Annotated in this window: 28 protein-coding genes; 15 read left to right on the plus strand and 13 right to left on the minus strand. The window is 55.9% G+C overall.

The genetic code is table 11. The annotated features are described in order from the left end of the window. Positions 1-46: 46 nt before the first annotated feature. The 12 genes from AOA63_RS03205 to AOA63_RS03260 form a co-directional block, all read right to left on the minus strand. On the minus strand, positions 47-367 hold the full coding sequence (locus AOA63_RS03205; RefSeq protein WP_053958368.1) for a DUF4406 domain-containing protein: 321 nt from the start codon (positions 365-367) through the stop codon (positions 47-49). A gap of 146 nt (positions 368-513) precedes the next feature. Beyond that, positions 514-1,170 (minus strand): HNH endonuclease signature motif containing protein, encoded by a 657-nt coding sequence (locus AOA63_RS03210; RefSeq protein ID WP_053958369.1) that lies wholly within the window; start codon positions 1,168-1,170, stop codon positions 514-516. Between the two features lie 285 nt (positions 1,171-1,455). Continuing rightward, a complete protein-coding gene (locus AOA63_RS03215; RefSeq protein ID WP_053958370.1) occupies positions 1,456-1,719 on the minus strand; it encodes a hypothetical protein in 264 nt (87 codons plus the stop codon). Between the two features lie 57 nt (positions 1,720-1,776). Then, positions 1,777-2,796, minus strand: a complete 1,020-nt coding sequence (locus AOA63_RS03220; RefSeq protein ID WP_082343717.1) for an RRXRR domain-containing protein — start codon at positions 2,794-2,796, stop codon at positions 1,777-1,779. Positions 2,797-3,137: 341 nt separating this feature from the next. Next, positions 3,138-3,488, minus strand: coding sequence for a DNA methyltransferase (locus AOA63_RS03225; RefSeq protein ID WP_053958371.1), 351 nt, complete (start codon positions 3,486-3,488; stop codon positions 3,138-3,140). Beyond that, positions 3,478-4,389: a DNA adenine methylase gene (locus AOA63_RS03230; RefSeq protein ID WP_053958372.1), complete on the minus strand. Its 912-nt coding sequence runs from the start codon at positions 4,387-4,389 to the stop codon at positions 3,478-3,480. Before AOA63_RS03230 ends, AOA63_RS03225 begins: the two co-directional genes overlap by 11 nt. Beyond that, entirely contained in the window at positions 4,386-4,691 is a 306-nt protein-coding gene (locus AOA63_RS03235) for a hypothetical protein (RefSeq protein ID WP_053958373.1), read from the minus strand. The genes AOA63_RS03230 and AOA63_RS03235 overlap by 4 nt, the downstream gene beginning before the upstream one ends. A 53-nt stretch (positions 4,692-4,744) precedes the next feature. Beyond that, a complete protein-coding gene (locus AOA63_RS03240) occupies positions 4,745-5,092 on the minus strand; it encodes a hypothetical protein (RefSeq protein ID WP_053958374.1) in 348 nt (115 codons plus the stop codon). 110 nt (positions 5,093-5,202) lie between these two features. Then, positions 5,203-5,547, minus strand: coding sequence for a hypothetical protein (locus AOA63_RS03245; protein WP_053958375.1), 345 nt, complete (start codon positions 5,545-5,547; stop codon positions 5,203-5,205). 247 nt (positions 5,548-5,794) lie between these two features. Then, entirely contained in the window at positions 5,795-6,187 is a 393-nt protein-coding gene (locus tag AOA63_RS03250) for a hypothetical protein (RefSeq protein WP_053958376.1), read from the minus strand. Positions 6,188-6,444: 257 nt separating this feature from the next. After that, positions 6,445-6,597, minus strand: coding sequence for a hypothetical protein (locus tag AOA63_RS20020; RefSeq protein ID WP_206742806.1), 153 nt, complete (start codon positions 6,595-6,597; stop codon positions 6,445-6,447). Between the two features lie 437 nt (positions 6,598-7,034). Continuing rightward, on the minus strand, positions 7,035-9,704 hold the full coding sequence (locus tag AOA63_RS03260) for a DUF927 domain-containing protein (RefSeq protein ID WP_053958378.1): 2,670 nt from the start codon (positions 9,702-9,704) through the stop codon (positions 7,035-7,037). Positions 9,705-10,494: 790 nt separating this feature from the next. Between AOA63_RS03260 and AOA63_RS03265 the strand changes: the two genes are divergently transcribed. The 13 genes from AOA63_RS03265 (at position 10,495) to AOA63_RS03320 (ending at position 17,312) form a co-directional block, all read left to right on the plus strand. Beyond that, the gene (locus AOA63_RS03265; protein ID WP_053958379.1) at positions 10,495-10,731 is read left to right on the plus strand and encodes a hypothetical protein; all 237 of its coding nucleotides are present in this window, start codon (positions 10,495-10,497) and stop codon (positions 10,729-10,731) included. Between the two features lie 24 nt (positions 10,732-10,755). Then, entirely contained in the window at positions 10,756-10,983 is a 228-nt protein-coding gene (locus tag AOA63_RS03270; RefSeq protein ID WP_053958380.1) for a hypothetical protein, read from the plus strand. A gap of 19 nt (positions 10,984-11,002) precedes the next feature. Next, positions 11,003-11,479 (plus strand): hypothetical protein, encoded by a 477-nt coding sequence (locus AOA63_RS03275; RefSeq protein WP_053958381.1) that lies wholly within the window; start codon positions 11,003-11,005, stop codon positions 11,477-11,479. 31 nt (positions 11,480-11,510) lie between these two features. After that, entirely contained in the window at positions 11,511-12,086 is a 576-nt protein-coding gene (locus AOA63_RS03280) for a hypothetical protein (protein ID WP_053958382.1), read from the plus strand. A gap of 183 nt (positions 12,087-12,269) precedes the next feature. After that, the gene (locus AOA63_RS03285) at positions 12,270-12,581 is read left to right on the plus strand and encodes a hypothetical protein (protein WP_053958383.1); all 312 of its coding nucleotides are present in this window, start codon (positions 12,270-12,272) and stop codon (positions 12,579-12,581) included. A gap of 74 nt (positions 12,582-12,655) precedes the next feature. Beyond that, the gene (locus AOA63_RS03290; RefSeq protein ID WP_053958384.1) at positions 12,656-12,895 is read left to right on the plus strand and encodes a hypothetical protein; all 240 of its coding nucleotides are present in this window, start codon (positions 12,656-12,658) and stop codon (positions 12,893-12,895) included. Positions 12,896-12,925: 30 nt separating this feature from the next. Beyond that, positions 12,926-13,414, plus strand: coding sequence for a hypothetical protein (locus tag AOA63_RS03295; RefSeq protein ID WP_053958385.1), 489 nt, complete (start codon positions 12,926-12,928; stop codon positions 13,412-13,414). 485 nt (positions 13,415-13,899) lie between these two features. Next, positions 13,900-14,043 carry a hypothetical protein gene (locus AOA63_RS19645; RefSeq protein WP_171822597.1) on the plus strand — a complete coding sequence of 48 codons (144 nt, stop codon included), beginning with the start codon at positions 13,900-13,902 and terminating at the stop codon, positions 14,041-14,043. A gap of 301 nt (positions 14,044-14,344) precedes the next feature. Then, positions 14,345-14,668: a hypothetical protein gene (locus tag AOA63_RS03300; RefSeq protein ID WP_053958386.1), complete on the plus strand. Its 324-nt coding sequence runs from the start codon at positions 14,345-14,347 to the stop codon at positions 14,666-14,668. 137 nt (positions 14,669-14,805) lie between these two features. Next, the gene (locus AOA63_RS03305) at positions 14,806-15,135 is read left to right on the plus strand and encodes a hypothetical protein (RefSeq protein ID WP_139061488.1); all 330 of its coding nucleotides are present in this window, start codon (positions 14,806-14,808) and stop codon (positions 15,133-15,135) included. 118 nt (positions 15,136-15,253) lie between these two features. Beyond that, entirely contained in the window at positions 15,254-16,162 is a 909-nt protein-coding gene (locus tag AOA63_RS03310; protein WP_053958388.1) for a DHHA1 domain-containing protein, read from the plus strand. Positions 16,163-16,222: 60 nt separating this feature from the next. Further along, positions 16,223-16,687 (plus strand): hypothetical protein, encoded by a 465-nt coding sequence (locus AOA63_RS03315; RefSeq protein ID WP_053958389.1) that lies wholly within the window; start codon positions 16,223-16,225, stop codon positions 16,685-16,687. After that, a complete protein-coding gene (locus tag AOA63_RS03320; RefSeq protein ID WP_053958390.1) occupies positions 16,659-17,312 on the plus strand; it encodes a hypothetical protein in 654 nt (217 codons plus the stop codon). The genes AOA63_RS03315 and AOA63_RS03320 overlap by 29 nt, the downstream gene beginning before the upstream one ends. Before the next feature lie 98 nt (positions 17,313-17,410). On the opposite strand, the gene AOA63_RS19650 is transcribed toward AOA63_RS03320, so the two are convergent. Then, on the minus strand, positions 17,411-17,971 hold the full coding sequence (locus AOA63_RS19650; RefSeq protein WP_053958391.1) for a CGNR zinc finger domain-containing protein: 561 nt from the start codon (positions 17,969-17,971) through the stop codon (positions 17,411-17,413). Between the two features lie 119 nt (positions 17,972-18,090). Here AOA63_RS19650 and AOA63_RS03330 point away from each other — a divergent pair, with 119 nt between their 5' ends. Both AOA63_RS03330 and AOA63_RS03335 read left to right on the plus strand, forming a co-directional pair. After that, positions 18,091-19,134 (plus strand): iron-containing redox enzyme family protein, encoded by a 1,044-nt coding sequence (locus AOA63_RS03330; RefSeq protein WP_053958392.1) that lies wholly within the window; start codon positions 18,091-18,093, stop codon positions 19,132-19,134. Positions 19,135-19,146: 12 nt separating this feature from the next. Beyond that, on the plus strand, positions 19,147-20,283 hold the full coding sequence (locus tag AOA63_RS03335) for an argininosuccinate synthase domain-containing protein (protein ID WP_053958393.1): 1,137 nt from the start codon (positions 19,147-19,149) through the stop codon (positions 20,281-20,283). Positions 20,284-20,289: the final 6 nt, after the last annotated feature.

Genomic DNA, 20,289 nt, shown 5'->3' on the forward strand with positions numbered 1-20,289 from the left:
CCGCATCGGGTGCCCAGGGGCATCTCTTCGAGGATTCCGGGGGGTCTTAAGACCGTTCCGACCCGTGCGTCATCCACTGATTAAGGCTCGCCACAGGCAACCCCAGGGCTTCGGCCACCATCACTTCCACGCGCGATCCTCGGGAAGTCCGCCATCCCGGAAGCAAAGCCACGCCCTCAGCGTGCTCCACCAGTTGCACCAGATCATGCCGCAAATAATCCGCGTATTCCCAACCGGGGGGCGTGCCACTCTCAGCGGGGTTGATGACCACATATCCCCGAGTACGCAACTGCGATGCCATGGCATGAAACGCCGGATAATTAAAATCTGGCAGCCCCGACATGGGACCGGAGAGATACAAGATCATGGGTGATCCTCCCATTCATGCCGCAACGCATCAACCGCTACCATCCGCCGGGCAATCCACGCCACCACGGGCACCGTAATCGCGTTGCCTACCAAGCGATACCGCACCCCATCGAAGCGCTCAAGAACGTGGGCGTCAACTTTCGTCTATCCAAACTCATGCACGATTTGTGAGACACGAGACTTGGAGATACCATATTTTTTAGCAAGTTGGTAAATACTTCCTTGACCATGCTTGTAGTCATTGGCAATTTGTTGGGCAGTCTCAATGCCGATTTTTGCACGAGGATGGTGATTATAATCGGGGTAGAGACCGTCCCGTTTCGCATCGTGGCTATTTTGCTGTGGAGTAGCCAAATAGAGATTACTCAGGCGATTGTCAAGCTTGTTGTTATTGCGGTGGCAAATTACAAAGCCCTCTGGCGGCGACCCATTAGCGGATATCCAAATGAGCCGATGATGCCGTATGGGATGAGTTTCTCCATTCAGATGAAATTTAGAACTTCGATAACCATTAATTATGGTACCTTTTGCTTGGCTCGGCTCAGATAGTCGCGGTCCGCCCGGGCCACGATGGATGAACACATTGCCCGTTTCGGGATCAACTGTTACCCATCCAGCCGCTAATAATGCCAGAGCCATTTCATCGGTCGTCATTTCACTGATTCTCCATTGCACATACTGCGAGCCCGAAGGCGTTTGCACTTTATAAACACCAGCCGCTTTATGGCCATAATTTTTACAGGGTTGCGCCTCTTGAACGAGTTGCTCTAATGCATCCATGCTGCGAAACTGCAATGCCATTGTTGTTTCGCACCCTTGCTATATAAGTGCAGAACATCTGTCTCGTGGTCGTGGTCACGGATTCCCCGCATGCTGGGAACTCCGCCAGAGTTTCGATTTTCCGCTCCATCGCGACCAACAACGTCCGAGCCTCGTGAAGAGTCGGGGCCAATTTGGCTGTCAGGGCATAGTGCAGGAAACGATTCGTCCCCGTGCATGACCACGCTTTCACGTGGCCTTTCAGGCCGGAGATTTCCCCCGAGGTCGGTGATAATCAGGGCAGCGAAAACCCGAATGTCCTCTCCGTTACCGGACCCAGGGGCGCGTCTGCACAATCGCATCGTGGCGAGCTTGCAACCACTCCACACTGGGAAACATGCCATGGCCCTCGCGATAGAGCACCTGCTCGAATTGGATCGCGTCAGGGGCCGTGGCCGGAAATACCATCGTTTCCGCCGTATCCCTCAGTCCGATGCGATCAACATCGGCGATGGTGCTCACGACGACCTGATCCTCCGCAAGAAACGTTTGGCGTCGAAAAACATGAGACATACTCATCCATTTCGGCACGGCGGACACCCCTGACTTCCGTTATGGGGAGGAGCCGTGCCTTCGCTCCTTTCGTTTTCAAATAACTCGCTTGGTAAACCAGGTCTGTACGAATAGCGGTTGGCATCCTTCTACTTTGGCATTTTGCTTCACTCGCTTGTTGGCAAAGTCGAACGTATGCAGACTCAGCTTCCCTTTCGTTGTCCCGCCTGTCCGATACAACTTCCCCTGATACCACACCACCGTGTTCTTCTGAAATCCCAGTGCCCGACTGCCGCCATACAGCTTGCGCACGCCGCCTTTTTCCGGCTCGAACCGATGCAGTTGCCGCCGGGGCACTTCCGGCCTCCGCCATACGGTGAAGCCGGGGACATGCAAGTCCTCCGTCCTGGCTTCCATCCAGGCCAGTGCCACTCCGTCCACAGCCTGGGAGGTGAAGATGTGCTCACCTTTCTTCTTTGTCTTTGTCAGCCCTAACAGGTGTCGGGTTTGCGCCGTATCGTTCGCTTCGTACAACACGAGGTTCGCACGTTCCCGCAACCAATCGTAGAAGGGCCGCTTGTTCTCCATTGTCCAGGTGAAATATTTCCGTCCTGTAATGCCTTTCAGATCGTTTCCGTCGATCCGCATGTCTTCCACGACCACAGTCCTGACGGGGTAGATCGCCAACAAGACTTTGAGGAACGTCTTACGCATATCAACCTTCGCTTGGATCGACGGCGGCAACCAACCCGCCGGGCGTTTGCGGTTATTGAACCGTTTCGGGCGTCTCCTTGTTTTGCGAAACCGTCTGGCACGCCGCATGTTCTTTCGTTGCTCCAGCTTTTTTGAAATCTTGTTCTTTACTTCCAGCATCCCCGTGGTTTGAATCTGTTGGTGACTCACCACCGCAAATCCATCGTAGTATGCGCCGGGATCGTAACCCAGCGTCAAAGCCTGTGTCTGCTTGCTCGTTGGTGTCGTCAATTGGATGTAGAAGATCCCTGTTTTCGTCCACTTTCGCACGGCTGCGCCTGCCTTTAGCAACTTCCTTGCCTTCGACGGTGAACAAGGCATGAGGGGTGTCCCGTCTTGATGAACAACAGGTATTTTTTGCACGGTATTCGTGCCTCCTTTCGGAGTTTCGTGTCCTTCGACCTTGCATAACCGGCTTAGGAGGGGAATTTCTCCCCACCGTGGCATTCAACGATTCTGCCGCATTTCCCCAAACTAGGACTGGCATTCGGGAGGTGCTTCGTAGCCCGTTACGCGCATCCGGTCTAGTGCATAGATTTCACTCAGGCTCGTCAACCCAAGCCCCCGCCTTTAGGTGTGGGGTCTATGACTGCGCAAAATCCATCCCGCATCCTGCAATGCCCAGGCCAGCCGGGCGGGAATCAACAGCAAGTTTTTGGGCGGGCGATCCGCCATCCCCCCGGTTCCGTATCCGGCCCGCTGAGCTACGGGGCCATGAATCCGGCTCCGCACGCCCCGTTCGGCATCACGGGGCACCCGCGTCTTATCCCCTCGGGAATAGGTATCCCCGATATTAATCCAGGCGTGCCATCGGGTCGCAAAACCCGAGCCACCGCATCAAACACGCTGACTAAATGGGCAATATATTCTGCGGGAGTCGCTTCGTTCCCGATTTCCTGCTCTTTGGCGGGGTCATTGGGGGGGAGATACGACCGCAATTGCCAATAGGGGGGACTCGTGACCACACAATGCACCGATGCCGGAGGCAGGGTGGCCAACTGGCGCCGCACATCCCCAATCAACACCGTCACGCTTGCTACCGTGTTACTCTCCATCAACCCCCACCTCCGCTAGGGACACATCCGCGTTCCACCACGTTAATTGCCGGGGGGCTTGGTCCCATGCACGAGGAGACCACCAAATATGCTCAACCCGGGTATCCACGGACGTGTTGAGATGCCCTCCCGCCAGGCCCGTTCTCTGCGTGCGGCCTTTGACGTTCACCCACAACCGCACCGATTCCACGTGCCATCCCGCGGCGCGGAGGCGGTCGGTCGCCGGGTGGGGGTAGTGGGTGAGGCACACCATTGCGGGAGTTTGGAGAGCCCACGTAATCAGATCGTTCCAGTCGGCATCCGTCCACGGGGGGCCTCCGTAGGCGTTCTCCGCATCCGAGGATGCCGTGCGATAGGGGGGGTCGCAAAAGACACACGTGCTGGGGGCTTCATACCGTTGCACGATGGTGCGCCAATCCCCCGATTCCAGAATGACCCCGGTCAGTCGCTGGGCCGCGGGCATCATCCGGTGTAAAAAGCGGGTTTGGCGTTGCACTACGCCCTGGGGTGTGAGTTTGCCCCCCCATGCGGTGGCATCGGGCTTGCCGTTAAATCCCTGGAGCATGCGAATCAAAAATCGAGCGGCCTGTTCGACCACGTCATCGGGATTGGGGGCATCCTGCGCCCGGTTCCACTCGATGCGGCTCACCGGCGTCCACCGGATGCGCCGGTACAGCCGACGACTGAGCTGGGCGTCTTGGAGACATCGATACACGGCCACCAGATCCGCGTTGACATCGTTCAGCACTTCCACAAGGCTACGATCTTTAGCCAACAACACGGCAGCAGTGCCTGCAAACGGTTCGACATACGTGCGATGGGGAGGCAGACGGGAGGCAATCACGGGGGCCAACCGTACCTTGCTCCCTTGCCAGGGCCACAACACTGGAATGGCGGTCATGGGGCATCGCCCTCCGATGGCGTGTCGTGGGCATAATCCCGCAAAGCCTCGACCATCGCGTGCAGGGTCAGGTGGGTCAGGGTCTCCATGACGGTTTCCAGCGATGTGTTCGGATTTTCGGTTTGCAACGCCGTCAGCCAGGCGAGAAATAACAGGTGTAACACATCGCGGGGCGCCGCGTTCATCACCACGCGATCCGGTTCCTCGGACGCGGGCATCGTGATCACACAATAGGTGGAGGCATTCGCCACATCCGGGTGGGCCACCACCACATCAAACACCGTGCGGGTTGGAGTAGACATTGCATTTCACCTCGCAATCAACCGTGTTAGCCAATAGGCCGTGGGGCCAATCCCTACGATTCGGAATCAGGGCGGGGATGCCATTCCGACACCGTGGCTTGCGTGTACATTAAGGCTTGGTCGAGGGCATCCACGCAGAGCGCAGTCATTTCCCCGACCAGTTCTCCCACGGGTAGGGTGGGATGATGTTCGACCCGATCCATCATGATCGTGGCTAAAAACGCCCGTAAAATCCGCACGGGGTCCCCCATGATCAGGGCATACCCTTGGGCATCGTCATCGGGGGACATCGTGATCAGCCCAAACTGCGTGGCATCGGCCATTGCAGGATACATCGCGACCCAATCAAACACCGTGGGCAGTCCGGCTGGCGATGAGGGGGGCATTGAAGAAGATGACATCACGTTGGCCTCTTTTCTCGTAAAATTGCTGATCTCCGTGTTGGGCACCTCATCACGAGGGACCGGAATGAACCCGTGTGGTGCATTCCGTGGCGGGCAGGAGACCGCGTTTATTGCGCCAGGGCCACGTAATCTTGTAGTGTGGTCATCGCGGCATGAATATCGCGAGCGTGGGGATCGGATGCCAGGGTTGCTAAGCGGTCGTACCACCATTGGGGTTTCCAGACGGAAACAACGATCATGCGTTCCTGATCCTTCGCGGTGACGAGCACCCAGTACCGATGACGCCATCGCAAGAGCCACCCCGTATAGCGGTCATACCGTCCGACCCACCACACGGTGCCGCGATGCGGTAAATGGCCTCCCACGCGCATGCGCCATCGGGCTTGGGCGTGATAAGACCAGACGGGGTTCATGGCAGACCAAGACGTGGTAAACGTGTGCTGCAGACGCATCCTTTTTGCACCTCCTTGGGGTATGGGGACTCGGATGCGAGTCCCTCTGCTCCTCGGAGGGAATGGATGAGACAGAAAAATCCCACCTTCTCGAAAACTTTGAGAAGGTGGGATGCCGGTTTTTTGCGGTTTTGTGCACTCGTTCGATGGCTATGCGAACCCGATATCTATTGTTAAGGCATTATAGGCAGACCGTGCGCATCGTGTCAAGTCCCGGGCGCAATTTTTTGTGACGCATGGGGGCGAGTTACCGGGGTGAGGAGGGAGGGACATCGCGAGATTTGCGGGGATCGGAGCGGGGCGGGGCTTCGAAACCTTGACACCGGCGGACAAGCGCATCCCATTCGGCCCGCGACAGGACGACCGGAGCCTGATCATCGGGACGATCCAGCCACACATAGCTGGACATCCGATGCCACGATGTCGGCCCCACAATGGTCAGCCATCCCTCGCGCTCTAATTGGCGCAATCCGCGCTGGACGACAATCCGGCTCAAATGCGTGGCCCGCCGAATGTCATCGACCGTCACCCGCACGAGCGAGGAGTGGCGGGGGCGTCCGACGATTTGCCGGAAAAACGTGCGCAAACGAGTTAACGCGGCCTCGGACACCGTATCCGCAGTGCAGATCCGTGTGGACATAGGACATCCTCCTTTCGCATGATCATCCGGGGGTTCCCAACGAACCCGCGTTGTGCCGGAATCCGGCGTTCTCCGGGGCGTTGGTTCGGAGACACGGGGCAGAACACAGGGCGACCCCATTTTTCACCGTAGACGGGTTCTCAGGGCGTCTGACGGGGGGTTTTTATCCAACCACCACCAAATAATCCAGGGGTTCAACCTCTCGAACCATCCAACCCTGTTCCCGGTCTCCAGCCGGGGTGCTTGTCCCACGCACGCTATCGCATGGCCTTCGATCTCATCGGGGCGTGATCCCGCACGGGAACGGTCTCGGAACTAATGCCCCACACTGTCCAAAACTGCCCCACAAGGCGCGATTCCCGAAACCCTTGCCACACAACGGTTTCGGGGGCAACGCCCCACTGCCCCACGTTCCCACGCATTTTTATCTTTATATAGGGGAGGGGGGGGGGTTTTTTTTTTTTTTTTTGCACGTGAATATTTTTTACCCCCTCCCCTCCCCCCCCTCTATATAGCGATTTAGTGGGGCGTTATGGGGCATGTGGGGCATCCCTTGTCCTGTGAGGCTTTGCGGTTTTTTTGCGAGTGGGGCAGACCGATTTTTAGTGGGGCAGGCGTGGGGCATTTCCCTTTTTCTATAAACGTTATATTAAGTAATGCTTACAACGTCAAAATAAAAATTGATAGGTAGAAAAAACCAAACAAGGAAAGAGATGGTTTTGCCCCACTTGCCCCACTTGCCCCACGGCATTTTTTGTCTTTTGGGTTAAGGGGAGGGGGTTAAAAAAATTTGTTGGTTCCCAACGCTTGGCTCGTGACTCTAGGGGAGTGATGGGAAACCCACGTCCTAAAATGGCAGATCCTCATCCGGCAACGGGGGCAGGTCATCCGAGGGGGATTCGAGCATCGCAGAAGTCGGTGCAACGAGATCTTCGTCCTCTCCAAACGCCACCTGCATTCCTCTATCGCTTAGCACATAAAACACACGCTTGCGTTGTCCGGCATCGGGACCTTCAAGGATCGTAACTTTCGGTAAACGATGGATTCCCTCAGTTTGCAACCATCCTTGCGCATACCACCCGTCAATAATGGCGGGGGGCCAGTAGTCCCATTGCATGAGCAATTGCTCTAGTACGTGGGTATAGATGCACGGAGAAGCGGGATGTCCATGTCGCGAGGAGGTGAGCTTCCATTGTCCAGCCCATTGCAATGGGGGGTGATCGGTGTCTGTGCGATGCCCCATAAATTCTTCTGCGTGGGACTGAATCCAACTGCCCAGTTGTCGCAGAGCTTTATGCAATCCCAAGGGGTCATTGGCTTGTTCTTCAAAGCGATTCCACAACTCTTGCCAACCTTCTCCCTGAGTCACCATGCCCCATGTCCATGCCCGTTCTCCGCCCAGTTGGGCTTGATCGAGCAAATCCGCCGTCACCTCCAGCAAGGCTCGATATTCCATTAACCGCGCGGTGCCTCGGGTATGATGCCGCCCGAGATCCGCCAAGCGCATTTGGTAAGCGTGGGCCCACGTGGACCACTGATCGCGATGCTGCAAGAGCCACGCGATAAAGGCGGATCCCGCGTGCCCGTAATGTGCCCGGATGGTGCGTTTGATGTCTTGGACGAGCTCGGCCTGATCCTCATCCCCCCATGGGGCCTGGGTGACGGACAGCGTGCGGGTTTTAATCCCTCCATCCGTGGTGAAGGATGTAATAGGCTGTTCACCACTACTCAGCAAAATGGTGCGCCAGTGTCCCGTAGCGCGAGATCCTCCCGCCTTGGCTCCCCGCATTTTTCCAATCCCACTGACAATCCCATAGAGGATTTCCGTAACTTTGCGGGGGTTTCCTTGAACGGTTTTAGTGTCATCCAGAATCACGGGAAGTCCACTAATGAGCTGGCTTAACATTTCCACCCCCACGTTGGTGGAAGCCCAGGAAAACATGGCCGCGGGGCCGTTCTTGAGATCCGGTTGTCCCCATACGCTGGCTGCAATTTCCAACGTAGTGGTTTTCCCACTACTGGTGATGCCCCCGTAGTCTAAGACAAAGTTGGGTGCGCCAATGAGGTGTAATAACGGGGTGGCGAGACTGGACAACACCGCAATCATGACAGCGGGAAAGGCCACAACGTCATCGAGCATGGCCCACCAGGACGCCGCATCGCCTTGAGCATGGAAGCCTTGGGCTTTTTGCTGATCTCCAGCGGAATCCGCCAAAAATTCCACGACTTGCAAGGTGCCGGTGGCGTCATAGTACTGATCAACCCCCACAGCAAATCCTCGCTGATGGCTTTGCCACCCCAATCGTGACGTGGCAAACACTCGGGGATAGTGATCTGCATTGGCTCGATGAAACGCATCTAAAAACGCAATGATGGCTTTAGCGTTGTTGGAATTTACCGGAGCCCCATAATCGGCTAACGTCACAATTTGTTGTGCATGACTAATTACCCCGTGGCTGACAATACGGCGTTTCCAGACCCTCTCAGAGTGCGGAGATAACCAGCCAAGGTCGGCGTACTCCTGATCCGTATCCAGGTTTGTCAAGTGGCGTAAAATGACCAATGGCCACTGAGCAACCAGACGTTCAACGGGTTCCCCATCCAGCGACCAGGTGATTTGAAACAATCCCTGACGAGTCACGCGATACCCCTCGGGAACGACCAACCCGTCAAATGCGGGGGGTAAATCCGGATCCCACGAAACCTCCATCGCCTCCATCGGATGATCTACACCGTCCCCAGGCGTGGAAGCCGAATCCGATGGACTGACAATCTGCAATCCCCGCTCTTGGGCTTTGCGTCGCGATGCCGATGACGGGTTCAGGCGGGCAATGCTTTTCAGCCAGTCCGTCCAATCGGTTTTCAGCCATCGGCCATTGGTGAGGCTCCGCCCTAAGCGTTCAATGCCATCGCGGTAGTCCGCCCACGCCAGGCCTAACGCGCGCAGGACCAGGGGGTGTCGCAGATAGTCGGGGCCTCCCGTGGTGCAGATGTGGGTAATCAGATCCGCCAGCTGCTCCCACGATGACACTTGATGGTGTTCGAGATCCCACGCGAGTTGCATCAAGGCCAGCTCGACTTCGGCTTGCTGCCAATCGGCCCGCAGTTGGTCTTGGGCCTCCCGAAATTCAACGCGCCACAATTTCCACGGCACGGCCTTGGTCAAAATGGGGCGCACCAGATCCCACGTTTTGGGGTGATGATAGGCCAATACCGCGAGACGCCGGAGCGTATCCGGGGCTAACAACTCCTCGGGGAGGGCATGGGCTTTCACCCGGTCGTGCATGCGTTGGGCCAAGTCCGAAACCCAGGCAACGGGGTCGGTGTCCTGTGACCAGTCCGCCGCGTCCGGGGGCGTGGGGACTGCGGTGGGGCGGGGGTCATCATCCAGGGAATCGGAAAAGGCTGGAGGCCCCTGGGGTTCGTCCAAAGGTTCCCGCCCCGGTGGATTGCCGGGGAATGTGGTGTCCCGGGCTTGTGTCGCCTGTTCCGGGGGTGTATGATCATAAGGGTTCATGTTTTGACCTCCTTTGGTGATGAAATGGTCACGCAGGGCTGTGGTGGAGGACGGGCCGCCACGCACACGAAAAACCCCCTCAATGATGGTGTCATCATTGAGGGGGTTTGGTTATATCCCGTCCAACAGGATGGGATGCCGGTTTTTTGCGGTTTTGCGCAGTCGGGGCAGAGTCCAACCCCGATTCGTGTAGAAGGTAGTGCGTATTATAACGCATCTCGCGAGCGGTGTCGAGGGGGGGCAAAGGCCCATCGAATTTCCCGCCCGTCCTGGGGAGCGATGCGATGGCTTTTCGTGATGGGGCCTTTCGGGGCCGATCCCCGTCTAGGCTCCGTCTCTGCCCGGTCAAGCCCATCAAGACGCGGGAGAGACCGATGAGCATGACCGGGCAGTGCCCTGTCTGCGTCTAGTATCTTGCGGGTTTTTATAAAAAAATGGGAAAAGAGCCTTGTCGACGGGGGGTGTATCAAGTACAATGATTTCAACGTTTTCGACCCGCACCCCCGAGAGGGTGCGCAAAACCCGCAAAAACCGGCATCCCTGTTTCGTAGGGCAGGGATGCCGGTTTTTTGTGCCATCGGTGCCTGGGCCTGTTTATCGCCCCGAATCGAAGGACTCCATGCGGAGCGTCCCCCCGTTTCCTCGATTTCTGAAACCCTGTGGCATGGCGAGGGCCGTGCTGGGGTTTCGAGCGGGGATTCTCGTTGTGCCGGGGTGGATTCGTTTGGTGGGCTATCACCGTGTTCGATGCAGCAAGACATCGCTGCGCTGGAGATGTGAGGAGGGGTTGATGGTGGATGCAGATGTGCGCCGTTTTCTCGCCATCTTAAATATTGTGGTGTCAGCAGTTGCCCGTCCTCGATGGCGCGGTGACGTGTGCCAAACTGAGGATCGCGAGTTACTACCAACACCATACCCTGTGGGCGCTCTTCGATGTCGCATTCACGAGTGGGTTTATGAGCTCTTGGCGTCAGATCGGCAAAACGATGACGGAGGCGAAATCCTCCGAATAATCCGCCCCCGATGAAGCAACGAGAACAGGAGCGCACGCATGATTGCCATCACTGGAGTCTCCGATGCCGAATGGCGGGCATTGTGCGATCATCACGAGGTAACCCTCACCCCAGCGGTATTGGGCGTGCAGGTGCATGACCGAATGTTGGTGTTGCCCCGACACGAGGAAGCGGTGATGCTCGTGGAAATTGTGGCCATCACTCCAACGAGCACAGTCATTCAGTCCCGAGGCCCCGCGCAATCGTGGGGCGAGGCGACGTGGTAGGAAGATAAGGAGGAATGCCGTGAATATTCGCACACACATCCAATCCTGCCTGATTCAATGGGCTCTGTCGAATCTCGATCCGGAGGAATTGCAGGCCGTGATCGGGCACGCTCTCTGTGTGTGGGATGCCCGTGATCCGGAAGAGGCCACGGCATTCCGGTTTCGGTTGGGATGGCGGGGGCGGGATGACCATGGACGCGAATGGACGTGGGGGCCGTGGCTTCCCGATGAGGCGGTTCGGATTGTGGAGTGGGTGCCTCCCACGCCCCGTGATGTGCATTGGCGGGTGTCCTCCTTCTCCGTGGAGCGGTTCTATGCGGATGTGTTGCCCCTGTTCTCGGTGTGGCCTGTGTTCACGGATGCCGAGGGCCATCCTCTCTCGCGGGGATGGCGACATCGGGGGGATGCCGAGTGGATGGATCGCCTGATGCGATGGCTGATGGATGGGCCTGCGATGGCGTCTGAGGGTGTGCCTACTCCCTGCCCGAATGCGTGATGGGGAGATGATCCGATGAGGAGGGATGGCCATGTCTAAGCACGATCCGGTGCGCCCCGTGCCCGGGATGGTCACGGGGATCACTTATCGGCGCGAAACGCCCGCAGGCACTCTGCGGGTGATCATCAACACCCATGCCGGGCAACCGACCGAAGTGTTTCTCTTGTTGGGGCGGGCGGGATCCGAAGTGCAATCCTTTCTGGAAGCCTTGGGCCGGGTGATTAGTTTGTACTTGCGGTCATCCGAAGCCTTGACCCCCCGGGATTGCTTGGAGCTTGTGGCGGCCCAACTCCAAGGCATTGGAGGGGCGCAACAAATGGGATGGGGACCGCATCGGGTATTAAGTGTCGTGGATGCGGTGGGGCAATTGATGGCCCAGCACTTAGCCGAATCATCGGAGGATGGGGGAGAGACGGCGGAGCTACCGGCAAAGCCCCCTGAAGGATCGGGGGCCTCACCCGAAGCCCCTGATCCCCCTGTGGCTCCCGCCCCTATCCCCCCCACCCCGCGTCGGGCGGGAGATTTATGCCCGCAATGCGGGGCGGCATCCTTGGTGTACGAGGAAGGATGCCAGCACTGTCAGGCGTGTGGGTATTCGAAGTGTTAAGAGACCAGGGGAATACGGAAAAAGCAGGCCATTCCTCCAAAGATGAATTGCACCGTCATCGGATCGCGTTCCGGGCACCCCTTCCTGTTGAGGGATTTACCCCGGGAACCGCGTTGTCCAAAAAGCGGTGACACAGCCAGCGGCATGGTCACCGGGGTGGCTGGTAAACAGAAGGAGGACGAGGTGGCAGACGATAAGAAAGAAACTGTGGAACAACGTCGGATGCAGCGGTTAGAAGCCTTGTGGCAACAACATCCTGGGCGGTTTTGTTGGGCCGATTTAGCATTACTGGGTGTTTGGGGTCCCCGTATAGAACGTGATCTTAGTGGGCCTCGTTGTTTACACAGTGCAGCGGAGGATGGTTTCCGTTGTCGAGAGGAAGCACAACAGCACGAACTGTGTTGGTGCGGAGGCTATGAACGGATTAAGGGGAAACTTTATTGGCATCAAAGTCCGAACGAGGTAGTGCCTTTCCCGGACTTATCCGAAGAATGAGGAAAAGCCAATGCTCCATCACTCTCGAAAAATTCCCTAGGGATTGAGAGAACCCCATGACGAGGAGGATGATCATGAACCGTGCGCTACCCGAGTGCATGGCCGGGGTGATCGTGGCCAAAGACCGCCGACGCCAGGCTCTGGCCGCCCTGCCGTATGAAGAAAAACTCCGGATTCTCTTGCGTTTGCAACGGATGGCCGATGCCATCCGTCAAACTCGGGGACTCCCTCCCCGGGCCTGGCCACTCGATGACGAGACGTTGTTGCCCCTTTCTCCCGATCCGAGATCGGAGTCGGGGATTCACAAACCGTGAGGAATCGTTCTGGTACAAAAGGAGACACACGTGAAATCCATTGTGTTTAACGGGCTCAAGGACCTGATAGCCTTCGGGGTTTCTTTGGGTGTTCTGGCGGGCATTCTTTGGAGCGGGGATCGGCTTTTTGTGTGGCAGGATACGGTGAATCGGGTGCATACCCTGTTATTGGCGGGGTATTGTGCATTGATGGTGGGAGGGCTCCTGATTCTGGGGTTGAGTTACCTGTTCTCTGAATCGCAACAATATTGGGCGGGATCCAGCGGAGCGTTGGGGGCGATATTCGCCGTGCAACTGATCACCAACCCCCGACTTTTCGGGAATCAGGATGTACGGGGGATGATGATCCATCACCCCCTCATCTATACGATCCTCCAAACGGGGGCTGAAATTGGGAGCATTATCACCGTGTTGTTGGTTCTTCCCTTGGTAATTTTTGCGGCAATGCGCCTGTGGAGCGATGGAAGAGAACTGGTTTATTACGTTCTTTACGCACGGTCTCATCCCCCTCACCTCTGATGCGCCAGCCATCCGAGGTTCGGTTTTGCGAATCGGAAACGGGAAGGCCCACTTCACCAGCGCGGGACATCGGCCTCACGATCCAGGGAAATAGCTCTCGGCCCATGACCCTCGCCACGTTATGGGTCGGGGGCGTTTGTGGGCCATGCCCACGCGAAAGGAGGCCACCCATGAATCGCCTATGCCAAGAACCTGACTGTTTCCACCGCGCCGTGGATCGGTGTACGTATTGTGGCAAGCCCCTGTGCTACACGCACGCAATCCGCGTCACGGATTCCTACGAAGGATGGATCACGCTTTGCCGACAGTGCCGGGAGGAAGAAGAACGGGAACGGGAGCATCAGTATCATAAACCCCTTGGTTAACGTGATCGGGCGTTTCTTCAACGTCTATCACGAAGAACGCTCCTCAAAGGTTTTGATGATTTTCATGCAATGCAGGCGATCTGATGATATTGGATACGCCCCAGCATGGGGGTGAAATTCATGAAGTCTGATGTGCAAGCCATTCGGGATACCCTGCAAACTCTGCGATCCGAAATCAGCGCGATAGACCAGGCCATCACCGAGATGTGGGTGGTGCTCCGAACTCTCGAAGCCGCTCTCGACCGGCTGGCCCAGGAGCCATAAGGCGGGAAGGGATGGAACTCCGGTTTGTCTCCCCAATGTAGATAGTGGGGAAGGGTCTTGCTGGCATCGATGAAAACACCTCACCACGGACTAAGGTGGTGAGGTGTTTCTTTGAGGGGAGGAACGAATCGAGAGGTTATTCGGTGCCACTATCCCCTGAGCAACAACGGAAGTCGTGAGCAAACACGAAGTCAGGAATACAAGGTATTGTCGAGCACAACGAAATTCCAAGTCGAGAAAATTAAGATGTCGAGGGCATCCAACAATTTGGATGTCAAAAACCTAAAGGAGCGATGATGTCGTGGGCAATGCGAATTATGAGGACTATTTTGACAGTCTGTATCAAGTTACTTGCAGAGCCATACAGAACGGGTGGGATACCCTAACGTTTTTAGATGTGGTTTTCAGTCCAGAAACTCTGGCAGGATTATCGCAAGGCCCCTTGGGAGTGGTGTTGGGAGGAATTGCCCGCATGCGAGATGGAATTATCGCGGATCTCAAAGGGTTAAAATTAGTGTGGAATAGCGACCTGCGGAACCAGTGGTTCCAATGGTGTGAGAATCACGGATACCTGAAAGATGGCGAAGTCATTTGCCTTTCCCAAGACAAACCACTTGGCAATTAAGTCCCTGGGGCGGTGATACCCCGCCCCCGGACATGTTGTGAACCCCACACCGACCCAAGCGGGGAGCGTGTCGGGGGATCAATCGAGTGTTTGTGTGCCCGGTCATTGTCCATCCCATTGAGAAAGGACCATGCGCCATGTCCCGTAAGCAAAAAGCCCATCTCACCCTGACCCGAATGGAAGTGGATGAACTGGTCAGTGCATTACATTTGCGGGCTCTGGATTGGAAAGAGAGCGATGTTACAAAATATGCCGATCTCTTTCGGGCCTTTTTGTCGTTAGCCGAAAAATCGGCTACGGCGAAATCGCACTTGGATACCAAGCCGGATTGGGTTGATGTGTATTTGGACGATATCTTGTATCCCCTTGATGCTGAATCGCTTGAACCCGTTGAGCAGCACTCCATGGGGGCGGAGTGTTCGGATATGGCACCTCACGAACAAGACGTCATCCGCCAAGACCCATAAAGCACATGACAACGAGGAGATGTGGAGGAATGGATAACGAAATCAGTCGAGACGTAGCGCAGTCCCGGTGGATTCGATCCCGTCGCACTCGGAAGAGGTCGCAAAAGGAGCTAGATACATGGCGAGTGTCTTGGTCACTCATAACCATTGCTTAGATGGGTGTCTGGCGGCCACGTTGGGCATCGTCGCTGGGGTTGTGGATCAGGTCGAGTTAGTGGACTATAGCCACAATGATGCCACGGTTCAACGAGTGATTCAGTCCCCCGACGTGGATCGCGTATTTGTGGTGGATATGAGTGTGGGAGAGGCCACGGCGCAGGTTCTCGATACCTGGCCCCACGCGGTGGTGGTGTTGGATCATCACCGCACGGCTCTGCCACTCAATCAGTGGGCGTGGGCGACTGTGGATCCGTCCCGGTGTGGCGCTGCCCTGTTTTTCGAGTATTTGGTGAACCAGGGATGGGGAGACAGGATTCAAGCTCATCGGGATCTCGTGGCCATCGTCAATGATTATGACTTGTGGATTCGACGCGATCCCCGATCAGACGACTTGGCGTTGTTGTTGGATGCCTTTGGCCCCCACTGGATGATCGCGGCGTGGAAGGATGCTCCCGCATTTGTGCAGGCGTTCTGGGGGGATGACCCCGATGCCCTCGCGGGTTCCGCTATGGTGGAGGCATTGCGACAGCAACGTCAAACGTATCTGGAGCGGTGTGCCGCGACATTGCGCCGGGTATCTGGGGAGAGTGGGGAAACCTTGGTCGTGGTGGTGGCCGAGCGGCATCATTCGGAACTGGGAGAGCTGCTCGCGCATCGTCCCGGAGTGGATGCGGTGGTCATTCTTGACCCTCTCGCGCGCAAAGTCAGCCTCCGGTCTCGGGGATCATTCGATGTGTCCGCGTTGGCCCAACGATTTGGAGGGGGCGGGCATCCGGGAGCGGCGGGCATCCCGCAGTCTCAGACCCCCCGGTTTGTACGGTGGTTGTCGGAGCGCATGGGAGACCCCGAAGGGGTCGGGTGGCTCTAGGGATTCCTCGCATGAATGGAACACCTTGGAAACACCAGCGTAAAAAGGAGGTGAGGGCGGTTGACGGGATCTTCGGAAGACTTTCTCATGCGATGGCGGGATTATACCCGTCAAATGGCCGAGGAACCCCTCAATCTCGGCTATACGTTATCGTCAGAAAACGCATTGCGCATGTTGTTACAGGATTATTATCCGCAGGTTCTTCGCCAGTTAGATACCATAAAGGAGTCTCCGGACTGCATGGCGAAGGTGTTGTATACGCTGGCACACCTGGATGCGACGTTTGTCTCAGAACGCCCCGAAATTCTTCAATTTGTTGCCACGTCGTTGACCCACGCCCACCCATTTGTGCAGTACCTCGCCGTGAATGCATTTGAGCAGTGGCGAGGACAAACGGCCCAATGCGCCCTGTTAACATTCCTTGGCGATGCTCCTCCGTGGCTCACCGAGTACGTGCGACAGGTTTTGTGGGAACTCGAAGAGGAGATTTCATCCCATGACTCGTCTGATTCGACAAGTATCTGAACGGGGCTTCACGTATCGTTCCCGGCAATTTTGGTCTGGCGTGTTTGGCCTCAGCGCGTATAGTCCATTGTTCGTGATATTGGGCTTCCGGGGGTTTTATTGGCCCTTTCGACTCACACTCACGCCGTCCCATGTGGTTGAGTGGGTCGTTATCGCAGTAGCTGGGCTCTCGCTGGGAGCTAACGTGTTAGTCCGACAATTGCTGGTATTGACCATCACCTATCGCCACGGCTTGCTTAGAGTTCCCATCTCGGCAGTCTCGCCAAGTTATTCCACGATGACCACGTATCTTATCAGTTATGTATTGCCGCTGATGCTCTTTCCGGCTCATACGTGGAGCGAAGTGGGGGCTTGGGTATTGAGTCTCGGGATCGTGGGGACGCTGGGCCTGACGACATCGGTGCGGTATGTCAATCTGCCCCTGATGCTGATGGGCTTTCGGTTCTATGAGGCGCGGGTGAATGATCAAGAGGTTGTGTTGCTTACAAAAACCTTGCCGCCCATCCCCGATGCAGGCGTCCACGTGGTTTATCGCATTGCCGGGCACAACGTGTTGGTGAGCGGAGAGGGTCAATTAACAAAAAGGGTATCGGAGGAAGAAAAAGCGATGCCAAAACTGCCTTAAATGGGATAGGATCGGGGCAATACTGCACCAGGCAAAGGGATCCATGTCCCAAATCACTCTCATCTCAGCGGCGCAGACGCCCTTCGCACACGTCGCCATTACCGTTTTGCCCGATACCGTGCAACTTTTTGACGGTTACCGCAGGTTGCCATGTCACACCAGCGGCGGTGGCCGCCACGAGATGTATCAACAAAATAGCGAATGCACTCATCATGTTCGCATTGACGTATCCGCTCAAGGGGGTAATGTCGCAGCGTTTCTGCAAGGCTGTGACTAATACGCCACAAAATTTGCTCCGAACGCCCCACGCCCGTGATTATTTCGTGGAGTTGGTCGTGATCCTTTATGATGTAAGCCGTAAGATGGAGGTTTTGCATCCATTGATTCCAACGGTCTAACACGGTCCCCAAAGATACGGGATCATGGACGGTGGACGCTACGTCAAGACAAATGTCCCGCAATTCGCGAAGACGGCCCAGCCAGTGTTCGGAAAACACAGCATCATCAGTGGCGAGGACAGGCAGCATGTCCGGAAAATGTCGTTGAAGCCACTCTTGCGCACGATCCATGGTTTGTAAGTCATCAACCTCATGCCCGTTGTGCAGGTACCGCGTATTAACTAAATCCGTCCATAACGTGAAAGATTTGTCACGATCCATTAGCATCACTCCCCCTTCACTGTAACCGGTAAAATGATCATTTACAAGTGTCATTTTTTTCTTATAATGTAACCTATAAAAAGCTAAAATAATGGTTACACACTGAAAGGGGGATAAGGGTGATTCGCGACACGGATGTCATCACGATGGATGGAGCAATGCCCTTAAACGAGCTTGTGACGCGGCTATTGCAATACGAGATCGAGGTGTATCGCTTGTGCGATACGAATGCCCGAATTCGGAAAGTCTTAGGGGATACGGTCGATCGCGTCATTCGGGATTACCAACAGGGAGACCCCAGCGCTCATCGTGAATTACACCAAACACTGGCCGCTATTTATAGTGTGCATTTTGCCACGCCACTCACCAAGAACGTCAACAACCAGTGGGATCCCGATATCGTCCGTATCCAGCGGAGGTTGGAAGACGCTTGGGAGATGTATGAGCAAAGCCGGATCCCACATTTAGATATTCCACAGGATCCCCGCAAGTTTATTGCGTGGTTTAAAGAGTTGGTTTTAAGTCATCCGGCGACCGATCACGCTCTCTATCATTACCTGCAAGATTCTGCAACGCGCACCCAAGTGGCGCATTTTTTCGTACAAGAAACCACAATTGATACGCGTTTTGATGACTTGGTCGCTTTGGCGCAAGTGGGGATGGACGGCCCGCCCAAAATGGAACTGGGTCAAAATTATTGGGACGAAATGGGCAACGGGAATCCAGCCCTCGTGCATACCACTATGTTCAATCAGCTTTTGGAAGAGTTGGCAGTGCAGCCTGGCGACGATATCCCGGTCTTGAGTGAAGCGTTGGCATGCGGTAATGTTCTGTCTTTTACCATCTTGCATCGCCGTAATGCGTGGAAGGGATTGGGGGCGTTGGGCGTGTTAGAAATGATTTCGCCTCAGCGCTTTCGTCGGCTAGTCAAGGGTTTTGGCCGGATCGGACTGTCGTCACGAGCACAACAATACCATGCGCTTCATGTGTCCATTGATGCCCGGCATGGTCATGGATGGTTACACCGAGCGATCCGTCCGTTAATCGAACAGGATCCGTCTATTGCAAGGGATATCGTGTACGGCGGGTTTTATCGGTTAAATACCTCTCTAGATTATGTCGAGCACCTCACGGCCCTTTATACGAGCGGGGCCATTCAATAGGAGGTGAACTGTATGCCATGGGAGACGACATCTGATTTAGTCCCGGTCAATCCCCCTGTTGCTGACGGGGCGGTCATCCTGTTTTCCGGCGGCACGGATTCGATGGTGTGCGCTGTTCTCGCCCAAATGCAATGGGGTAACAATGTCACGTTGCTGACCATTGACATCGGAATGAGCGCAACCGATCGGCAAAAGGCGCTGACACGGGCCCAGGAACTCGGTTTGCAGCACGTGCTCTGGGATGGGCGCGATGCATTTGTTGATGAGTACCTCACAGTCGCCATTCATATGAATGCTGACTATCAAGGATTCCCATTAGGGACCCCACTGGCCCGCGCATTAATGTTCGCGACATCGCGGCGGTACCTGCTCGGTAGGCGTCGGGTCCTCATTATCGGATCGACGCGGCGGCAAAACACCCGGATTCGGGCGGATTTAGCATTTAGCGATGATCCTCATACGGTTGTTTGGACGCCGATTGCTGACGCGCTCATGACGCGGTCAGATAAAGTGCGATATTTAATGGAACACGGAATCACCATTCACCACGAGGACCATTTTTCAACAGACGAGAATATATGGACGCGAGTCATTGAGTCGCACGCCATGAATGATTTGAGCCGCGATCCCGATGAGCGGTGCTTCTCGTGGACCCGCCCATTGTCCAAAACACCCGACAAACCGGAGTCCTTAATGATTGAATTCGAACAGGGATTGCCCGTGGCGCTAAATCAGGAGCGCATGCCGTTACGCACAATCATTGAGACGTTGAACACGGTCGGCGGCGTGCATGGAATCGGGCGCCGGATAACGATCGAGGACACGTTATTAGGCGATAAGATCCGCACTTGCTATGAAGCTCCGGCGGCCACCGTCATTCAAGTTACTCACCGTCATCTAGAATCCTTAGTGTTGACCAAACACGAGCGTGATGAAAAGTCCCAGTGGGATCGGGCATGGGCCGAGCTGGTATACGCCGGAGCCTGGAATTCGCCCCGTGCGCGGGACCTCGTTACGGGCGCCTGGCCGATCCGTTATCGGATCAATGGCCAATTACGCGTGGAGTTATTCAAGGGTCATGTTTTGATTGTCGGCGGCGAAGTGCCTGACAGCCGCATAATTCCGGTCGAACGAGCCGGCCTGTATTAACCGAAG

The organism is Sulfobacillus thermosulfidooxidans (assembly GCF_001280565.1).
In the GTDB taxonomy this organism is placed as follows: Bacteria; Bacillota; Sulfobacillia; order Sulfobacillales; family Sulfobacillaceae; genus Sulfobacillus; species Sulfobacillus thermosulfidooxidans_A.

Coding starts and splice junctions, on each gene's coding strand:
- AOA63_RS03270 (WP_053958380.1), top strand. CDS start 10,756: ATGATTGCCATCACTGGAGTCTCCGATGCCGAATGGCGGGCATTGTGC.
- AOA63_RS03260 (WP_053958378.1), bottom strand. CDS start 9,704: ATGAACCCTTATGATCATACACCCCCGGAACAGGCGACACAAGCCCGG.
- AOA63_RS03205 (WP_053958368.1), bottom strand. CDS start 367: ATGATCTTGTATCTCTCCGGTCCCATGTCGGGGCTGCCAGATTTTAAT.
- AOA63_RS03245 (WP_053958375.1), bottom strand. CDS start 5,547: ATGCGTCTGCAGCACACGTTTACCACGTCTTGGTCTGCCATGAACCCC.
- AOA63_RS03235 (WP_053958373.1), bottom strand. CDS start 4,691: ATGTCTACTCCAACCCGCACGGTGTTTGATGTGGTGGTGGCCCACCCG.
- AOA63_RS03250 (WP_053958376.1), bottom strand. CDS start 6,187: ATGTCCACACGGATCTGCACTGCGGATACGGTGTCCGAGGCCGCGTTA.
- AOA63_RS03290 (WP_053958384.1), top strand. CDS start 12,656: ATGAACCGTGCGCTACCCGAGTGCATGGCCGGGGTGATCGTGGCCAAA.
- AOA63_RS03240 (WP_053958374.1), bottom strand. CDS start 5,092: ATGTCATCTTCTTCAATGCCCCCCTCATCGCCAGCCGGACTGCCCACG.
- AOA63_RS03225 (WP_053958371.1), bottom strand. CDS start 3,488: ATGGAGAGTAACACGGTAGCAAGCGTGACGGTGTTGATTGGGGATGTG.
- AOA63_RS03230 (WP_053958372.1), bottom strand. CDS start 4,389: ATGACCGCCATTCCAGTGTTGTGGCCCTGGCAAGGGAGCAAGGTACGG.
- AOA63_RS03265 (WP_053958379.1), top strand. CDS start 10,495: ATGGTGGATGCAGATGTGCGCCGTTTTCTCGCCATCTTAAATATTGTG.
- AOA63_RS03305 (WP_139061488.1), top strand. CDS start 14,806: ATGTCCCGTAAGCAAAAAGCCCATCTCACCCTGACCCGAATGGAAGTG.
- AOA63_RS03210 (WP_053958369.1), bottom strand. CDS start 1,170: ATGGCATTGCAGTTTCGCAGCATGGATGCATTAGAGCAACTCGTTCAA.
- AOA63_RS03280 (WP_053958382.1), top strand. CDS start 11,511: ATGTCTAAGCACGATCCGGTGCGCCCCGTGCCCGGGATGGTCACGGGG.
- AOA63_RS19645 (WP_171822597.1), top strand. CDS start 13,900: ATGAAGTCTGATGTGCAAGCCATTCGGGATACCCTGCAAACTCTGCGA.
- AOA63_RS03320 (WP_053958390.1), top strand. CDS start 16,659: ATGACTCGTCTGATTCGACAAGTATCTGAACGGGGCTTCACGTATCGT.
- AOA63_RS19650 (WP_053958391.1), bottom strand. CDS start 17,971: ATGGATCGTGACAAATCTTTCACGTTATGGACGGATTTAGTTAATACG.
- AOA63_RS03335 (WP_053958393.1), top strand. CDS start 19,147: ATGCCATGGGAGACGACATCTGATTTAGTCCCGGTCAATCCCCCTGTT.
- AOA63_RS03310 (WP_053958388.1), top strand. CDS start 15,254: ATGGCGAGTGTCTTGGTCACTCATAACCATTGCTTAGATGGGTGTCTG.